12 protein-coding genes, 1 rRNA gene and 1 pseudogene are annotated in these 16364 nt (G+C 39.9%); all 14 read left to right on the forward strand.

The features are described 5' to 3' along the window. Positions 1–48: 48 nt before the first annotated feature. Positions 49–1680 carry a peptide ABC transporter substrate-binding protein gene (locus ACEN36_RS10075; RefSeq protein WP_407126549.1) on the forward strand — a complete coding sequence of 544 codons (1632 nt, stop codon included), beginning with the start codon at positions 49–51 and terminating at the stop codon, positions 1678–1680. 139 nt (positions 1681–1819) lie between these two features. Then, positions 1820–2668 (forward strand): SDR family oxidoreductase, encoded by an 849-nt coding sequence (locus ACEN36_RS10080; protein WP_407097111.1) that lies wholly within the window; start codon positions 1820–1822, stop codon positions 2666–2668. A 491-nt stretch (positions 2669–3159) separates the two neighbouring features. Next, complete coding sequence (locus tag ACEN36_RS10085) at positions 3160–3627, forward strand: DUF805 domain-containing protein (RefSeq protein WP_407103028.1); 468 nt, start codon at positions 3160–3162, stop codon at positions 3625–3627. Between the two features lie 72 nt (positions 3628–3699). After that, positions 3700–4291, forward strand: a pseudogene (locus tag ACEN36_RS10090) (sugar O-acetyltransferase). Between the two features lie 24 nt (positions 4292–4315). Then, a complete protein-coding gene (locus ACEN36_RS10095; protein WP_407103029.1) occupies positions 4316–4975 on the forward strand; it encodes a hypothetical protein in 660 nt (219 codons plus the stop codon). A gap of 138 nt (positions 4976–5113) precedes the next feature. Further along, positions 5114–6511, forward strand: coding sequence for a tRNA lysidine(34) synthetase TilS (tilS, locus tag ACEN36_RS10100; RefSeq protein ID WP_407126550.1), 1398 nt, complete (start codon positions 5114–5116; stop codon positions 6509–6511). Positions 6512–6529: 18 nt separating this feature from the next. Then, a complete protein-coding gene (gene hpt, locus ACEN36_RS10105; RefSeq protein WP_407097107.1) occupies positions 6530–7066 on the forward strand; it encodes a hypoxanthine phosphoribosyltransferase in 537 nt (178 codons plus the stop codon). A 107-nt stretch (positions 7067–7173) separates the two neighbouring features. Further along, positions 7174–9363 carry an ATP-dependent zinc metalloprotease FtsH gene (gene ftsH, locus ACEN36_RS10110; protein ID WP_407097106.1) on the forward strand — a complete coding sequence of 730 codons (2190 nt, stop codon included), beginning with the start codon at positions 7174–7176 and terminating at the stop codon, positions 9361–9363. A gap of 117 nt (positions 9364–9480) precedes the next feature. Next, a complete protein-coding gene (gene hslO / locus ACEN36_RS10115; protein ID WP_407097105.1) occupies positions 9481–10356 on the forward strand; it encodes an Hsp33 family molecular chaperone HslO in 876 nt (291 codons plus the stop codon). Between the two features lie 310 nt (positions 10357–10666). Then, positions 10667–11596: a cysteine synthase A gene (gene cysK / locus ACEN36_RS10120; RefSeq protein WP_407126551.1), complete on the forward strand. Its 930-nt coding sequence runs from the start codon at positions 10667–10669 to the stop codon at positions 11594–11596. A gap of 407 nt (positions 11597–12003) precedes the next feature. After that, positions 12004–12267, forward strand: a complete 264-nt coding sequence (locus tag ACEN36_RS10125) for a hypothetical protein (protein ID WP_407126552.1) — start codon at positions 12004–12006, stop codon at positions 12265–12267. A 19-nt stretch (positions 12268–12286) separates the two neighbouring features. After that, positions 12287–13786 carry a lysine--tRNA ligase gene (gene lysS, locus ACEN36_RS10130; protein ID WP_407126553.1) on the forward strand — a complete coding sequence of 500 codons (1500 nt, stop codon included), beginning with the start codon at positions 12287–12289 and terminating at the stop codon, positions 13784–13786. Between the two features lie 385 nt (positions 13787–14171). Continuing rightward, on the forward strand, positions 14172–15356 hold the full coding sequence (locus ACEN36_RS10135; protein WP_407097101.1) for an AI-2E family transporter: 1185 nt from the start codon (positions 14172–14174) through the stop codon (positions 15354–15356). A gap of 671 nt (positions 15357–16027) precedes the next feature. Beyond that, positions 16028–16364: ribosomal RNA gene (locus ACEN36_RS10140) — 16S ribosomal RNA — on the forward strand; the annotation flags it as partial.

Below are 16364 nucleotides of genomic sequence, written 5' to 3' on the forward strand. Positions count from 1 at the left end.
TACTATATTAGAAATCGCTAAAAAAGATTAGAAAAGGGAGTCAATTAAATGAGAATTAGAAAATGGTTATTTACAACACTTGGAGCAGCTCTGGTATTATCAGCTTGTGGAGGAGGAAGCGCAGAATCGACAGAAAGTTCAAGCGGTAGTGAACAAGTTGCTCAATACACGGCTCCTACTGAAATAGCTACTATGGATGCAAGCTTGATTACAGATATCAACAGTGCCAACTACATTGGGCATGTAGTAGAAGGATTATTGCGAATTGATGAGAATGGGAAACCTGTCCCAGCGATTGCCTCAGAAGAAGGAACCATTTCTGAAGATGGTTTGACTTACACATACAAACTACGTGAAGATGCTACGTGGTCAAATGGAGAACCCGTTACGGCTAATGATTTTGTATTTGCGATCCAACGTTTAGTAGATCCGAATACAGGAGCTGCATACAGTTACTTAGCAGATACGATTGTGAACGCTCCTGAAATCATGGCTGGAGAAGTGGATCCTAGCGAATTAGGGGTCACAGCTGTCAGTGATTATGAAGTAACATTTGAATTGACTCAGCCGACACCTTATTTCGAGAATTTATTAGCTTTTACACCGTTCTTCCCACAAAATCAAACGTTTGTTGAAGAACAAGGAAGCGAATATGGAACTTCCAGTGATACTCTTTTAGCAAATGGACCATTTACCTTGGAGAATTGGGATGGCACTGGTTTAACTTGGGATTTAGTGAAGAATGAAGACTACTATGCGGCCGATGAAATTCAGTTGGATGAAGTGAATGTTCAAGTTATCAAAGAGACTAGCACAGCTGTGAACTTATTTGAAAGTGGACAGATCGACAATGCTCAATTAACCGGTGAAATGGTGAAACAATATGCCGGTAATGAGAATGTGGTCGTTCAAAATAAAGCCCGTACTGCTTACTTGGAATTTAACTGGGCAAATGAAAACCTGCAAAATGCAAGCTTAAGAGAAGCTTTGGGAATGGTCATCAATACAGAGGAGTTAGTTAATACGGTATTGGCTGACGGTTCAACAGAGATTACTGGCTTTTTACCGGTTGATTTTGTAAACAGTCCAATTGATGGAACAGATTTTACAGAAGCAGCAGAAAACCCATTAAACTATGATATTGCAGCAGCACAAGAATTATGGAACCAAGCAAAAGAAGAACTAGGTGTGGAGACGATTGAGTTGTCTTTAGTGGCGGATGATGATGAAAAGAACAAAAAAATCAGTCAATATATCCAAGGACAAGTCGAAAACAATTTGCCGGGAGTTTCGATCGAGATTCGAAACGTACCGAAAAAGAACCGGTTGGCTTTAGCTGATAATGATGAATTTGACTTGCTGCAAACGGGTTGGGGAGCTGACTTTGCGGATCCAATCAACTTTATGGATCTCATGTACAGTACCTCTGCTTATAATGAAGGAAGTTATGTGAATCCAGAGTTTGATGCCTTGATTGATGCTGCTAAAACAACGAATGCAAATAATCCTGAAGAGCGTTGGAATGATTTGGTTGAAGCACATAATATTTTAACCAGTGATGTGGGAGTTATTCCGTTGTATCAAGAAGCAGAAACACAATTGCGTGATCCTTCATTGAAAGGGATTGTGTTCCAATCTGTTGGAAATGAATTTGATTTAAGCCGAGCTTATGTAGAATAAGGAGTGACTAAAGAGTTATTGACGAGGTTCCGAATCTCATCAATAACTCTTTTTTGTGCTTGAACCAAAATAGTTGAATCAACTCTTTTATTACTGGTACTCTACAAATAGAAACAGCATTCATGAAGGAGGAATTTTAGTGAACGAAGAAACGATACTCATAACCGGTGCAGGGACAGGATTCGGAAAAGACATCGCATTCAAATTGGCTGAAATGGGTAAAAACGTGATCGCGAGTGTTGAAGCAATGTCGCAAGTTTCTTCATTAGAAAAGGAAGCGCAAGCTAAAGGCCTTTCCATGCAAATTGAAAAGCTGGATGTTACGAATGAGAAAGATCGTGCGAAAGCTTGGAAATGGGATATTGATATCCTCGTCAATAATGCAGCTATCAAAGAGGGCGGCTCATTGATGGATATTCCGGAAGAAAATTTGCGGAGTCAATTTGAAGTGAATGCGATCAGTCCAATCATCCTGACGAAAGAATTTGCGCGTGAGATGGTGAAGAAGCAAAGAGGGCGTATTGTATTTATTTCTTCGATCTCTGGATTGACCGTTAATCCGTTTTCAGGCCCTTATGCGGGTTCGAAGCATGCAGTAGAAGCGTTTGCAGATGCGTTAAGCAAAGAATTGCAAGAGTTCAATGTAGAAGTAGCCACTGTGAATCCGGGACCTTACCTGACAGGATTTAATGATCGCGAATTTGAGACTTGGAAAAATTGGCCAGATGATTCTGAACGCGTTTTTGATTACAGCAAATTGGCATTCCCTTACGAACAGTATGATCCAAAAGAAGTCATCGATCCAGCTGTCAAAGTCATTCTTGGGGAAACAAAAACATACCGGAATGTCGTTCCTGAAAAGATGGTTCCGCAGATCAAAGAGCAAATGGCGCAACTATGGGAGAAAAAGACAGATGATAAATTAGGCCAACGTCATGAAATGGTTCAAAAAGCCTATGATATCGAACCCGGAACACCTGCTGAATAATGTGGAAAAGTACACTGAAAAAGAATCGTTAGCGCTGGAATAGGCGTTAACGATTTTTTAAGCGTGTTTTTTTGGAACGTACTACTGAGTAGCTTGGTTTCTGGCTAGCTGATTTAATCCATGCAAGGTCTTCATTTGAAAAAAACAGGGGAGTTCTGGTCTGCGTTTAACATCAAGGAGAATTGATTCTTGGTGTTCAAACTGCATTCTTCATCAAAGAGGTTTTACCATTGATGTTTAAATCCTGTTATTCATCAACACGGCTTATTCTTTGAGGCTTGATGAATCAATCCTGATTTTCCATTACTAAATAGAGTCAATCTTCCACTAAGACCAAAAAATTATCTGAAAAAACATACCTTCCTAAAGCTATAAATGATTCAGCGTGAGTAATAGTGCGTATTTAATGGATAAAAAGAAACATTCACGAAGAGTATCCTGTATAATACATAAGAAGGAAGAGTTTAATTCAGGTAGAAGGTGGAGATGTGATGAGAGAATCAATCCAAGTGTATTATAGCCATTATTTTAATTTTACGGGTCGAATCAGTAGACGAGAGTATTGGCGGACTGTACTGTTTTTATTCATGGGGACAGTTGTTCTGACGTTGTTTTCTTGGATTTTCTTTGTTAATGCACTATTGACTTTGTGGTTCGTTGTGAATCTGATTCCTTCCATTAGTCTGCTTGCCCGCCGATTACACGACCGTAATCTTTCAGCATGGGTGATGTTGGCAGCTTTTATTCCTGGAATCGGGACTTTTATCCTATTGTTTTTGTTTGTTTTGCCGGGAACGCAAGGGTTTAATCGATTTGGTCCAGCAACGGACTCCTTTTATGGAGATAGCTACTACTCGAAAAGCAGCGAACAAAATCACTCATATAACTGCAATTCTCAGAGAGATAATTTGTATGATGAAGAAACTGCCTTTTCAGGTGATGACTGGGATGATTTTTAAGATAAGCATGGGGAACTTTTGTTTTTAAGACCACTAAATGAGAATGGTACCTAAAAAAGAGGAGGAGCAGTTGTGAATCATTACGAAAAAATACATAGTGGAGAACTGTACGATCCAAATGACGAGGATGTCTTGGCAGAACAAAGGGAATGCTTGGGAAAACTGTACGACTTTAATGCCACCCGCCCTTCGCAAATGAGAGAGCGAACGGTAACTATTGAAGGAAATGTTTGCTAAGATAAAGGAAGGTTGTTACATCGAACCTCCTTTACATGCAAATTTGGGAGGACACCATGTCCATTTTGGAAAAGGCGTCTATGCAAACTTTAATTTGACATTAGTGGATGACACACATATCTATGTAGGAGATCATGTTATGTTTGGACCGAATGTGACTATCTCTGCGGGAACCCATCCAGTAGCTCCAGAGTTGAGAGAAAAAGGGTTCCAGTATAATCTACCCGTACGGATCGGAAACAATGTCTGGATCGGATCCGGAGCGCAAATTTTACCCGGCGTAACAATCGGAGAGAATGCTGTCATAGGAGCAGGAAGCGTAGTGACGAAAGATATTCCGGCAAATGTAGTGGCTATAGGCAACCCGTGCCGACCAATGAGGGAAATCACGAAACAAGACAAAGAAGTTTCGCGGAAACCCATTTGATATTTAGGAGAAAGGACGATAGATATGAAACTGCTCATTACGTATGTTGTAGCACTGACTAATTTGTATGGTATCGCACCAAAAGACGTTGTTCTAGAGACATACAATACACAAAATCAGAAACGAGTAACTAAAGAAGACTTAGAAAAAGAAGTGGAGGCTTCAACGGCAGACCTTGCCCAACACTTTGTGATCTCCATGGAAGACTATTTTGTAGATGATTCATTAGTGTTGTTCGAAACAGACATTCCAAAGTTACTAGCAGAAAAAGCAGACAAGCCTCATTACATTCCAAAAAAAGAAGAGCTGCTTTGTTATCAAGATCATTACTATTTTGAGAAAACAACAGCTTACCAAGCGTTTTTCGATTATATGAAGGATTATTTTCATGGTGAAGAAGATTATACCCAAGAAGTATGCGAACAGATCTACGATACGATTCATTTAGATGGAAATACCAGTAATACATTCACTGAGTTACAACGAATGGGTGTGAGATTGAAAACGGAAGAACAAGTATTGTACATCCATAAGTTGGTCGAGGAAATGTTCTATTGTATGCGATTATGGCAAAACAATGGGCATTCGCTGGTCGAAATCGCGGAGATGCAAGGTGAGCCGGTAGAAAACTTGTATTCTTCGGGCGTTGCGGTGCAATTTTATGAAGAAGAGGATGAAGATTAAGTGCGTATCTTTTTAGCGTACAGTTGTGTCAAAGAGTGTATATTTCTTAATTTATTATAAAATTCTGTAGAATGTTCTTAAATTCTTCGTATTCTATAGGTATAATAGAAATATGACAGGTTAAAGGAGCTTATTTCCATGGATTTGTTGGCGGATTTTTTAAAGCAGTGTCAAAAACAATTGTACTGGAATAACAGTTCCCGCGTACTGGTGGCGGTATCTGGAGGCGTAGACTCTATAGTGTTGCTGGATATGATGCAGCAACTGCCAGATGATATAAAGCCTTGGTTCGGAGTCGTTCACGTCAACCACCAATTAAGAGAAGTTTCCATTCAAGAAGCAGAATTTTTGGAACAATTGTGTTGCAAGAAAAACATTCCGTTTTTTATGGCCAAATGGGACAAGTATCAGCAGCCAAAAGCTAATGTGGAAGAAGCGGCTCGGAAATTCCGTTATGCTTTTTTCCGGGATGTATTTGCTGAACAGCAGGCCACGCATTTGCTGACGGCACATCATGGAGATGATCAAATCGAAACCATCTTGATGCGGTTGGTACGTGGAGGTTCATTAGAGAGTATGGCTGGTATCAAAGCAGCTCGTCCTTTTTTAACAGGCGAGTTGATCAGACCGTTACTGTCGTATACGAAAGAACAATTGTATCAATACAGTACTGAACATGGACTGCAGTATTTTGAAGATGAAAGCAATCATAGCTTAGCGTATACTCGGAATCGGTACCGCAATCAAGTGATTCCGTTATTGAAACAAGAAACTCCTCAATTGGTGCCTCATTTTGCCAACTTTTCAAATGACTTACAAGATGCGTTAGCTGTGGCGCAGATAGAAATCAACCGACAACTAGCGATCATCAGCAAGAAGCTGCCCGATGGAAACTGGGTGATGGATCGCAAACCCTATCTCCATTTGGAAGCCGGTTTGCAGCGATTGGTGCTACAACAGTTATTGATGGAAGTTTATAAGGGCGGAGATCAACAATTTCAACGGCAGCACATCAAAGACCTGCATGGTTTAGTGAACAGCGACAAACCGAATGGGCAGATTGATTTGCCAGGGAAGTGGCTAGCCAAGAGAAGTTATGATACACTTACTTTTTCCCCGTTTGTTGAAAGCAAAGTTGTTTTTGAACCAGATAGGAAATTGGAATTGGGTGAGTGGGTGCATTTGCCACAAGTCGGAAAAGTTGGCTTGTTCCCTGCAGAAATGGATCAAAAGAGCCGCGGTCAGAGAGCAATCTGGCTGGATGCAGCCAGCGTTCAGTTGCCATTAACGATTCGTCGCCGCCAAGCGGGAGATCGAATGTCGCTGAAAGGCAGTACCGGAACAAAAAAGATCAAAGATATTTTGATTGATCGAAAGGTCCCTTTGGAACAGCGGGATGAGTTTAGAATTGTCTGTGATGCTACGGGAGACGTGATTTGTTTCCTTGGGTTCAAAGATTCAAGATTGTCTATTGAGCGGGAAACTGATACAATACAGTACATACTAATTCATGACCCAAACGGTGATGAAAGCTAAAAAGGAGAACTTAAATTTATGCAAAATGATATCGAAAAAATTTTAGTAACTGAAGCTGAGATCCAAAAACGAACTCGAGAATTAGGGAAAGAATTAAGCGCAGAATATGAGGGGAAAGATCCTTTAGTAGTTGGAATCTTGAAAGGAGCTATCCCATTTTTATCTGATTTGACGAAAGCTATGGATACTTATTTAGAAATGGATTTCATGGATGTGTCAAGTTACGGAAATGCAATGGTTTCTTCAGGAGAAGTAAAAATTTTAAAAGATTTAGACACGAATGTGGAAGGCCGCAATATTTTAATCGTAGAGGATATCATCGATAGCGGGCGTACGTTATCTTACATCATCGATATGTTTAAATACCGCAAAGCAAAATCCATCAAAATCGTTACTTTGCTTGATAAACCAGAAGGTCGTGTGGTGCCATTAGAAGCTGATTATGTAGGTTTCTTAGTGCCAAATGAATTTGTAGTAGGATATGGTCTAGACTTTATTGAACATTACCGTAATCTTCCTTACATTGGTGTGTTAAAACCTAAAATTTACGAGTAAAAATGTTTGGTCAATTATGGTCAAATATGTTATGATTAAGTGGATTCAGTCGCAATAAAAATATAAATAAATGAAAAGTTTGAATGAAAGTAAGGGAGGTCGACTGTGTGAAAAAGGGATTCTTAAAAAATGGGATTTTTTATGCCATTGTGTTTATCGGGATCATCGGAATCGTATCTTGGGCGACCGGAGGAAACTCTGATGAACAAAGCCAAGGTATTTCAGCTAGTGATTTTGTAACGCAATTGGAAAATAATGAGATCGAATCATTTACCATGCAACCAAGTGCTGGTGTCTACTCGATTTCAGGTAAATACCGAGAGGAACAACCTGCACAAGAATCGGAAGAAAGCAGCAGTATTCCGATTATTGGAACAACTGATTCAGAAGTAACAAACTTTACGACATCAATTTTACAAAATGATCCAATCGTTTCTGAAATATGGGAAGTATCAAAAGAAAACAATACTGAAGTGACTCCAATGCAAGAAGAGTCATCAGGTGTATGGGTTACATTATTGATATCTGTCTTACCTTTAGTCATCTTCATCTTCTTTATTTATATGATGATGGGACAAAGTGGTCAAGGCGGCGGCGGACAAGGCGGTCGTGGAGTAATGAACTTTGGTAAATCAAAAGCCAAAGAAGCCGATACAAAAGCAAGTAAAGTACGCTTCTCAGATGTTGCCGGAGCGGAAGAAGAAAAAGAAGAACTTGTCGAAGTGGTTGAGTTCTTAAAAGATCCAAGACGTTTTGCCAACTTAGGTGCTCGTATTCCTGCTGGAGTTTTATTAGAAGGACCTCCAGGTACAGGGAAAACCTTGCTTGCTAAAGCCGTTGCCGGTGAAGCAGCAGTACCGTTCTACTCCATCTCAGGTTCTGAATTTGTGGAAATGTTTGTTGGGGTCGGAGCAAGCCGTGTACGGGATTTGTTTGAAACAGCTAAGAAAAATGCACCAGCGATCATTTTTATTGATGAAATCGATGCAGTTGGTCGTCAACGTGGAGCCGGTATGGGTGGCGGACACGATGAGCGTGAACAAACATTGAACCAATTGCTGGTTGAAATGGATGGTTTCTCAGGAAATGAAGGAATCATCGTTATTGCAGCAACAAACCGTGCTGACGTATTAGACCCAGCGTTGCTTCGTCCAGGTCGTTTTGACCGCCAAATCATGGTTGGCCGTCCAGACGTTAAAGAACGTGAAGCAATCTTAAAAGTACATGCGAAAAACAAACCGCTTGCTGCGAATGTAGATTTAGGCGTAGTGGCTAGACAAACACCTGGTTTTGCCGGTGCAGATCTAGAAAACTTATTGAATGAATCAGCTCTAGTAGCTGCACGAAGAAGCAAGAAGACGATTGATGCTTCAGATATCGATGAAGCTCAAGACCGCGTGATTGCAGGTCCAGCTAAAAAAGATCGTGTAATTAGTAAAACGGAACGAGCTATGGTGGCTTACCATGAATCTGGACATACAATTGTCGGTATGGTATTAAATGATGCTCGTGTTGTTCACAAAGTTACAATTGTACCTCGTGGACGCGCAGGCGGATATGCGATCATGCTTCCTAAAGAAGATCGCTTCCTAATGACGAAAAAAGAAATGACTGAACAAATTGTTGGATTACTTGGCGGACGTGTGGCTGAAGAAATGGTCTTTGATTCTCAATCTTCTGGAGCCAGCAATGACTTCCAACAAGCGACACAATTGGCACGTAGTATGGTAACTGAGTACGGAATGAGTGAGAAACTTGGTCCAGTACAATATGAAGGAAACAGTCAAGTATTCGTTGGTCGCGACTACGGAAATACGAAAGGCTTTTCTGAGCAAATTGCTTACCAAATCGACCAAGAAGTATTGGCGATCATGAATAAAGCACATGATGAAGCTCGCAGAATTCTAGAAGAACATAAAGAAGCGCACAAATTGATTGCTGAGAAATTGCTTGAACTTGAAACGTTAGACGAACGCACAATCAAGAGTTTATTTGAAACAGGAGAAATGCCTCCAGTGACAGAAGAGGAAGAGTTCCCACGTGAAAAACGTGAAGGAGAAGGCTTATCTTTTGAAGAAATTAAACGAGCTCGTGAACAAAAAGAACGCGAACGTGAACAACAAGCTAAAGCTCAAGGTCAGCAAGCAACAGAAAACCCTGAGGAAATAGTTGAAGAAGCTAAAAAAGAATTAGGTACTGATGAAGATCAGCCTTCACAAGGTGACGATACTGCATTGACACCTCAAGGAAACGAATCTGACAATGAAGAAACAGATTCAGACTCACATAAAGAGTAGACAAAAAGTTAGTAAGATTGTATACTGAATAACAAAATGAAAGAGGGTTGCGGCAAAATCCGCAACCCTCTTTCATACGATATGAATGTACGAAAGAATCAGAAAGTAGGGAAATGAATGTCAGATTATTTATTGAAAAGTGTTTGTTACGATGGACAAATCCGTGTGTTTACGATTGATGCTACAGATACAATTGCAGAAGCACAACGCAGACATGACACTTGGAGTGCATCTTCAGCAGCACTAGGGCGTACAATGGTTGGAGCATTGCTATTAGGTGTAATGGTAAAAGGTGATGAAAAGGTAACTGTCAAAGTAGAAGGTAATGGGCCAGCTGGCCATATTATTGCGGACAGTAATGGTAGAGGAACTGTAAAAGGATATATTGCCAATCCTAAAGTAAGTTTACCGTTGAACGAAAAAGGTAAAATCGATGTTCGTGGAGCTGTTGGAACAGAAGGTACATTAACGGTAACCAAGGACTTAGGTTTGAAAGAACCATTTGCTGGACAAGTTCCGTTGATCAGTGGAGAATTAGCAGAAGACTTTACGTATTACATGGCAACAAGTGAACAAACACCTTCTGCAATTGGATTGAGTGTTTTAGTAGATACAGATGAGTCTATCAAAGCTGCTGGCGGATTTATGATCCAAGTTATGCCAGGTGCAACAGAAGAAACAATTGCAGCTGTCGAAAAAGCTGTTGCAGAAATCCCGATGGTTTCTAGATTAATGGAAAATGGCGAAACTCCTGAAGAAATCCTGAACCGTCTAATGGGTGAAGGCAATGCAAAAATCTTAGAAAAAATGCCGATCGCTTTCGAATGTGATTGTTCAAAAGAACGTTTTGCCGGAGCTATCGTGTCGCTAGGTAATAAAGAAATCGACGACATGATCACTGAAGACCATGGTGCTGAAGCAGTTTGTCACTTCTGTGGCAACAAGTACCACTTCTCAGTAGAAGATTTGGAAGAATTAAAAGCTAACGCGTAAAAACGCTCATCATGCAAATAGAATCCTTGTTAAGAGCTGCGGCTGCTTGACACTGGCTGCTGAAAAATTCCCCTAGTAATTTGGAACTTTTTCAGCAGTCTTTTTGTTTTAGTAGGAGTACAGGAATGGTGAAGAACCGATTTGCGTTCCTTTTTGAAGAAAGTTCACTCAAATTCGTCACACAAAAGAAAAACGCCTGATTTTTTTCAGCAAATGTAAATGGTTGCATTTGCAAAGAAAGAACGGTAGACTAAGGAGGAAGAACCCACTAAAAGTAAGAAGAGTTGAAAAAATAGGAGGCTTTAAGTATATGGGAAAAGTTGTACATTCAGTTTCAGATCTGATCGGAGAAACACCGCTCTTAAGATTGACGAAAGTCGTTCCGCCAGATGCAGCAGAAGTATACGTTAAATTGGAATCCTTTAACCCAGGTGGAAGTGTTAAGGACCGTATTGCGTTAAACATGATCGAAGTAGCTGAACAAGAAGGTAAATTGAAAAAAGGCGATACTATTGTAGAACCGACAAGTGGGAATACAGGTGTTGGTTTAGCTATGATCGGTGCTGCTAAAGGGTATAAAGTGCTGATTGTCATGCCTGACACGATGAGTATGGAACGCCGCCAATTAGCGCAAGCTTATGGAGCTGAAATACTGCTGACTCCTGGTGCTGACGGGATCAAAGCTTCCATTGCTAAAGCAACAGAATTGGCTGAGCAAGACGGTTTCTTTATGCCGATGCAATTTGAAAACTTAGCCAACCCGGCAGTTCATGCTGCGACAACTGGTCCAGAAATTTTGGCAGCTTTCAATGGAGAAGCGCCAGATGCATTTGTGGCTGGTGTTGGAACGGGTGGTACACTGACCGGTGCCGGTAAAGTATTGAAAAATGTAGATCCTGATATTACGATCTATGCTGTAGAACCAGCTGAATCTCCAGTGTTAAGTGGTGGCGATCCTGGGTCTCACAAGATCCAAGGTATCGGAACAGGATTTGTGCCAACGGTATTAGATACTATTTTATACGATAAAGTGCTTCAAGTAACCAGTTCCGATGCGGCTGATATGGCAAGACGTTTAGCGAAAGAAGAAGGATTGTTGGTCGGACCATCTTCTGGTGCGGCGATCAAAGCTGCTATCGATGTAGCTAAAACAATGAAAAGCAATGAACGCGTAGTAACAGTTGCTCCTGACAATGGAGAACGTTACTTGTCGACAGGTGTTTTTGACGTAGAACAATAATGAGTTTAACCAAAAGCAAGCACCCTAAAAGTGGGGTGCTTGCTTTTTTGCTTTCAACCACTAAAAAAGCGCAATTTAATCGGTTCTTCAACATTTGATGTTGGTAAGTAAAAAATAGATTTCTTTTTAATTCTAAACCTTTTAGAAACTCACTCCTAGAAATTTTCGGAGGAATATGGGGTGGCTTATAGCCATGAAAAGGATGCAAAAAAAGGAAACACTGTGGGCGTAGCCTCAGTGTACCATGCTTGTAAGCTCCTGAAGCAGCAACAATCATGGCAATTACTTAGTGTTAGGCTTTAGCCGTTACACTAAGTTTGACGCTTGCAAGCCTTGAGACGTGATTTTCGGCTCAAGGCGTTCCCATGGCTTTCCATAAGCCACCCCATAGGCTGGAGGAAATTTCTTTGCCAACGTTAGAAGATGAAGAGCCAAAGGAAGCTGCATCAGAAGAGTGTGTTCTTCATCAGGTTCCTTTTTTAGTTGCGATGAGACAATCGAATCCAGATTTTGACACTTTTTCAACGATTTTCACTGTCTTTTCAAACCGGTTTAAAATATGGTATGATAGAGCATATGAAAATCGTTTGAGGGCGTTAGTCGAGAATGTGCTAATTGCCTTGCTTTTTTTGCGTGCTCTTGGCATTATAAAGGGTGAATTGAGAAGCTAAGAAGAATGGAGAGAAACTAATGAGCAATGAAAATTCGCATGTAGAAGAATTGAATGATCAATTGCAAGTACGCCGTGAAAAACTACAAACATTGCGTGATCGCGATATTGAACCGTTCGGTGGCAAATTTAACCGTACCCATTTGTCTAAAGAGCTACATGAAACATATGATGCATTAACGAAAGAAGAAATTGAAGAAAAAAACATCGAGGTAACCGTTGCTGGTCGTATCATGACGAAACGTGGTAAAGGGAAAGTAGGATTCGCTCACTTACAAGACCGTAAAGGCCAAATCCAAATTTATGTTCGTAAAGATGCTGTTGGAGAAGACGATTATGAAACGTTTAAAAATGCCGATTTAGGAGACTTTGTTGGAGTTACGGGAACTCTAATGAAAACCAACACGGGAGAAGTTACAGTAAAACCGACTTCGCTTACTCAATTGTCTAAAGCTTTACGTCCATTACCGGACAAATACCATGGTTTGACGAATGTAGAACAACGTTACCGTCAACGTTACTTAGACTTGATTAGTAATCCAGAAAGCTATGACCGTTTTGTAAAACGCAGCCAAATCATTGCGGAAGTTCGTAAATATTTAAATAACCAAGACTATATCGAAGTAGAAACACCAACGCTTCATAATATTGCTGGCGGAGCTGCGGCTCGTCCATTTACAACTCACCACAATGCATTGGATATGGAACTGTATCTGCGTATCGCTCTAGAATTGCATTTGAAACGATTGGTTGTCGGTGGAATGGAACGCGTTTACGAAATCGGACGTGTATTTCGTAATGAAGGGGTCGACACAACTCACAACCCAGAATTCACTATGTTAGAAGTTTATACAGCTTACACAGATTATGAAGATGTGATGGACTTAACTGAAGGCTTGATTCGCACGGTTGCTCAAAATGTTTTGGGTACCGGCAAAATCACTTACAACGAAATAGACATTGATCTGGAAACCCCTTGGAAGAGAATCCATATGGTGGATGCGATCAAAGAACAAACAGGTGTTGACTTCTGGCAAAAGATGACTGATGAAGAAGCGCGCGAAATTGCTAAACAACACAATGTTCCTGTAGAAGCACATAGCCAATTTGGTCATGTGGTCAATGAATTCTTTGAAATGTTTGTGGAAGAAACATTGATCCAACCAACATTTGTTTGTGGACATCCCGTGGAAATTTCTCCATTAGCGAAGAAAAATCTTAAAGACCCACGTTTCACAGATCGTTTTGAAGTATTTATCGTGCAACACGAATACGGCAATGCGTTCAGTGAGTTGAACGACCCAATCGATCAAAGAGAACGGTTTGAACAACAGATGAAAGAACGTGAACAAGGAAACGACGAAGCTCATCAAATCGATGAAGATTTCCTTGAATCATTAGAATACGGTATGCCGCCAACAGGTGGACTAGGAATCGGAATCGATCGTTTGGTTATGTTATTAACAGACGCACAATCTATCCGAGACGTACTATTGTTCCCAACTATGAGAAACCTATAGAGATTGGAACAGATCGCTTTGACCCCGTTCATTGGCTAGAAGAGGATTTCTCATGAAACACAAAATAAAAAAATCAAAAGATCAGGATCATTTCCTGATCTTTTTTTGATTATTTCGCTAATCAAAGTGAATCGTTCACAGAAATGAAAAAAAACTAGTATAATGTATCTAAAGGAGGGGAGTTAAGGACAGAACATAAGCACCTTTGGTATAAACGTAATTATATAGCCATTTTTTCTTTATTAGGTGCGTTATACGTTTTTCTTCTCTATTCCAACCCGATCCGGATGAATAGAAAGGATAAATGAAATAACGATTATTTTGATTCCTTAAGACTTCGCTTTTTGTAAAAAAACAGAATTAAATACTAGGAGTGTTTCTACTTATGAAAGATTCAAAATATATCTCGTTTCTTGGCGGGAAGAATTTATTATATACATTAGGCATATTCATTATGGTAGGGATATTGATCTTCATTTATGATCAAATTGCCTTCATTTTTGAACCGCTTCTTGTTTTCTTTTCATCGATTATAGCGCCGGTTATTTTAGCTATATTAACCTATTTCTTGTTTAACCCTTTAATCGACTGGCTGGAAAAACATCGGTTGAAACGTATTTGGGGAGTCATTCTCTTGTTTGTTGTTTTACTAGGTGCTTTAGTGGGGTTGATATTCTTAGTTGTTCCATATATCAGTGAACAAGTGACTCAATTCGTAGAAGCCTTTCCTGGGTATGTAGACAGCATCGGTGCTGCTATTATGGGATGGACGGAGAACTCAGTCTTTGAAGAAACGACGAATAACGTAATCGAATGGTTCAATGGTTGGATAGGAGAATTGCCAAGCAATATCGTAAATTATCTGACAACTGCTGTCACAGGGATTTCAAGTGTCGTTTCTACGGTATCCAGCTTTATCGTTATAATGGTAACTTTCCCTATTATCCTATTCTTTTTATTGAAGGATGATAAAAAGTTCGTTAATTATGTGATGAAGATCATTCCTCCAAAATTTAGAAAAGATACACGCTCTTTAGCTGTAATCATTGCAGATCAAGTTGGTTCTTATGTCAAAGGCCAATTAACGATTTCGTTATTTTTAGGTATTATGATGTTTATCGGATTCTCCATTATCGGTCTGAATTATGCAGGAATTTTAGCTATTGTAGCCAGTGTTACTAGTATTATTCCCTATATTGGCGCCACACTGGCAATGATACCGGCAATTATTATCGCCTTGACTACATCGTGGTTTATGCTGGTCAAGTTGATCATTGTTTGGTTGGTTGTCCAATTCTTAGACGGAAATCTTGTGGAACCAAATGTTATGGGAAAAAATTTAAAAATCCATCCATTAACAATCATCATCGTCCTGCTTGTGCTGGGTGAGCTCTTAGGATTAGTAGGATTGATACTTGGAGTACCAATTTATGCGATCAGTAAGGTAATCGTGACTTTTGCATTCCGCAAATTCAAACACCGCTACAATCGCTTTTATGCAAGTGAAGCAGGCGAATATGAAAATGTCGAGTTTACACCAGACACTTATCAAGTGGATGAGAAAAAATAAAAACTATCCTTAACTATAACTATTGAAACAATTATAGGGACAGAGTAAGTTGACAAAGGGATGTGACGTTAGTCACCTCCCTTTTATTATGCTTACTATTTTATTGAATAATTACTATAGTAGAAAGAGGAAGTAATGGCTAACAATAAAGGAGATGAGTAAAAATTCATCTTAATGGATAGTTACTCTTAATAAGTGTAAAGTTATACTAGAGAGAACGTTACTTTTAAAACAGGAATGATTAAATAAAATAAGTATTATAATATTCGGGTTATTAAACAAAAAATGGAGAAAAGAATTATCTGAAAAGTAAATGTTCAGCAAAATAAAAAAAGTTCGAAAAAAGGAAGAAAATGTTTGACGAGCCCATGATATGGTGGTATATTAATACATGTCGCTGAGACATATGTAAAAAAAACAACAAATTCTAGTAAATTAAATGTTAAAAAAGTGTTGACAAACACTTTGGATCTTGATATTATTTAGAAGTTGTCGCTCGAAGCGATGAGGCGAGAAATTAGACCTTTGAAAACTAAACAAAGTAAGACGAACCAAACGTGTAAGGAAGTTTTGGCAAGTACCAAAACAAACAAATTAGTGAATATTTATTCGCTAGCAATCAATTAATGAGCTACAAGCATCATTAAAACAAGTGAACTTCGGTTTACAACTTTTATGAGAGTTTGATCCTGGCTCAGGACGAACGCTGGCGGCGTGCCTAATACATGCAAGTCGAACGCTTTTTCTTCACCGGGTGCTTGCACCCACCGAAGGAAAAGAGTGGCGGACGGGTGAGTAACACGTGGGTAACCTACCTACAAGCGGGGGATAACATTCGGAAACGGATGCTAATACCGCATAGATCTTAATGCCTCCTGGTGTTGGGAAGAAAGACGGCTTCGGCTGTCACTTGTAGATGGACCCGCGGCGCATTAGTTAGTTGGTGAGGTAATGGCTCACCAAGACGATGATGCGTAGCCGACCTGAGAGGGTGATCGGCCACACTGG

Origin of the sequence: Desemzia sp. FAM 23989, from assembly GCF_045528345.1 — a bacterium.
Lineage (GTDB): Bacteria > Bacillota > Bacilli > Lactobacillales > Carnobacteriaceae > Desemzia.